This is a genomic window from Rhodococcus sp. EPR-134 (assembly GCF_001647205.1).
In the GTDB taxonomy this organism is placed as follows: Bacteria; Actinomycetota; Actinomycetes; order Mycobacteriales; family Mycobacteriaceae; genus Rhodococcus_F; species Rhodococcus_F qingshengii.
In genome coordinates this window covers 1-2,877 of the sequence record NZ_LVCT01000583.1, presented here as the reverse complement: position 1 = coordinate 2,877, position 2,877 = coordinate 1, and the positions used below count along the sequence as shown (strand labels likewise).

Annotated in this window: 2 protein-coding genes; both read right to left on the bottom strand. The window is 66.0% G+C overall.

Features of this window, described 5'->3' with window-relative positions:
* The coding region (gene pknB, locus A2J01_RS25700) for a Stk1 family PASTA domain-containing Ser/Thr kinase (RefSeq protein WP_064113879.1) at positions 1 to 1,810 on the bottom strand (1,810 nt) is incomplete at its 3' end.
* Positions 1,807 to 2,877, bottom strand: a 1,071-nt coding sequence (locus A2J01_RS25695; protein ID WP_064113878.1) for a protein kinase domain-containing protein, incomplete at its 5' end; no start/stop codon positions are given. The genes pknB and A2J01_RS25695, both read right to left, overlap by 4 nt.

Below are 2,877 nucleotides of genomic sequence, written 5' to 3'. Positions count from 1 at the left end.
GCGTCGTGCTCTGGTTCTGCACCAGCTGCGATGCAGTTCCCGCCCAGCCGGCTGCGCGAAGCGTGCTCAACGCCTCCGACACCGTCTTGTTGGTCAGATCAGGCATCGCGACCTGGTTGCCGTTGGACACTCGTAGCGTCACGGTCGAACCCTTGGTGGCCGACGTACCGCCGGTCGGGTCGGTCGAAACAACCTGTCCCTTCGGCAGTCCCGAATCGATCTCCGTGATCTGGACGACGAACCCGGCACCTTCGATGTTGGGCCTCGCCACCTCTTCACGCTGACCGGTGACGTCCGGGACACGAACCTGCTCCGGTCCGGTGCCGACGGTGATCGAGACCGCGGAATCGAGAACAACCGACACTCCGACGGCCGGGTCCTGATTGACGATCTTGTCGACCTCGGCGACGGTCGATGCCGCCTTGCCGATGGTCGGATCAAGTCGGAGTCCGACGGAGTTGAGCTTCTTCTCCGCGTCGTCCTGGCTCAGCCCGGTCAGGCGTGGGATCGCGACCTGCTCGGGTCCGGTGGACACGTCGATGGTGACGGTGCTGCCCTTCTCGATACGCACCCCGGCAACCGGACGCGTCGTGATGACGTTTCCGGCGGCGATCACCTTGTCCGCCTTCTGCTGACGCTCCACCTGGAATCCGGCGTTGGTCAGCGTCGCCTCGGCGACGTCGGCGGGCTGGTTGGTCAGGTCACCCGGAACGGTCACCATCTCGACCTTCGGCGAGTTCACCCGAATGAGAAAGAACGTCACCAGACCGATCACCAGAAGCGCCGCGATGCCCATCAGGGCGTAGCGTCCGCCCTTCTTCTTGGCAGGCGGCTCGGCGGCGCGAGTTGTCCGCGCAGGAACCGGCTCGACCGGATCGGGAGCGGTGCGGTAGTTCCCGGTGTCGGAGCCGACGGCGCCGAGGATGGTGGTGCGGTCCTCGTCGTTCATCACCATCGGAGCACTCGGACGCTGACCGCCCAGGACACGTACCAAGTCGCTGCGCATGTCGCCGGCGCTCTGGTAGCGGTTGGCCGGGTTCTTGCTCATCGCCTTGAGAATGATCGAATCCAGCTCGCGCGGAATGTCGGGATTGATCTCCGACGGCGTCTGCGGATCTTCACGAACATGCTGGTACGCCACGGCGACCGGTGAATCACCCTTGAAGGGCGGCTCGCCCGTCAGAATCTCGAACAGCACACAGCCGAGCGAGTACACGTCCGAACGCGCGTCCACCTGCTCACCTCGCGCCTGCTCCGGCGAGAGGTACTGAGCGGTGCCGATCACGGCGGCCGTCTGCGTCATCGGGCTCGACGCGTCGGAAATGGCACGGGCGATACCGAAGTCCATCACCTTCACGGCGCCGGCACGGTTGATCATGATGTTGGCGGGCTTGACGTCGCGGTGCACGATGCCGTTGCGGTGGCTGAAGTCCAGCGCGGCACAGACGTCCGCGATCACTTCCATCGCCTTGCGCGGAGCCATCGGCCCGGTGCTGCGCACGATGTCACGCAACGTGTCGCCGTCGACGTACTCCATGACGATGTACGGCAGCGGCCCGGCGTCGGTCTCGGCTTCACCGGTGTCGTAGACGGCCACGATCGCCGGATGGTTCAGCGCGGCAGCGTTCTGCGCCTCACGACGAAACCGCAAGTAGAACGTGGGATCGCGCGCGAGGTCTGCACGCAGCACCTTGATCGCGACGTCGCGGCTGAGTCGGAGGTCGCGCGCCAGGTGAACCTCGGACATTCCGCCGAAGCCGAGAATCTCACCCAGCTCGTAGCGGGAGGAGAGATTGCGGGGTGTCGTCATTGGTCTTGTCCTAGCGGTTCTTCAGCGTCTCCGGGATCCGCCAACGGCTCAGTGGTCGTTGTGGTCGTCGTTGTCGTCGTGGTGGTGGTTGTGGTCGTCGGAGTTGTTGTGGTCGTGGTCGGCGTTGTCGTTGTGGTTGTCGGCTCGGTCGTTGTGGTCGTCGGCCGAGTCGTCGTGGTGGTGGGCTTGGTCGTCGTGGTGGTCGGCAACGTCGTGGACGTGACGACGGGCGGCGTCGGGTCGCTCGGACCGTCGGTCGCGATCCAGACTCCGCCGATGATCAACGCCAACAAGATCAATCCGCCGCCGGCCCATGCCACGGCCTTTTGCCCACTGGTCATTCCGCCGGCTGCCGCGTCGTCCGCAACAGCTGCGCCCGTCACCGGGCCCGCGTACGTCGGCGGCATGACCTGCGTGGCACCAGTTGCCGGCAACGCGCTTGCGGCACCGGTGGCGAGCAGACCGGGCGGCGGTGGACGTCTCCCTGCCCGAACGGCTGCAACGGCGTCGGCGAACTCGCCGCCACTGGCGTAGCGGCCGGCCGGATCCTTGGTCAACGTGATGTCGATGAGCTCGCGGATGTTCGGCGGCAGGTCGGCCGGCATCGGCGCCGGGGTTTCCTGCACGTGCTTCATCGCAACGGTCAGCGCGCCGTCACCGGTGAACGGGCGTCGACCCGAAAGTGCTTCGTATCCGACGATTCCCAGCGAGTACACGTCACTCGCCGCGGTCGCGTCCTGACCGAGAGCCTGCTCGGGCGCGATGTACTGGGCGGTGCCCATCACCATTCCCGTGCGCGTGACAGGTGAGTTCTCGACGGCCTTGGCGATGCCGAAGTCCGTGATCTTCACCTGGCCAGTCGGCGTGATGAGGATATTGCCCGGCTTCACGTCGCGGTGCACGACACCGGCGTCATGTGCGACCTGCAGGGCGCGGCCGGTCTGCTCGAGCATGTCGAGGGCATGCGGAACCGCCAGGCGGCCGACGCGTGCCAGGACAGCGTTGAGCGGTTCACCGTTGACGAGTTCCATCACCAGGTACGCCGTGGAATCACCCGAGCTGTCGCG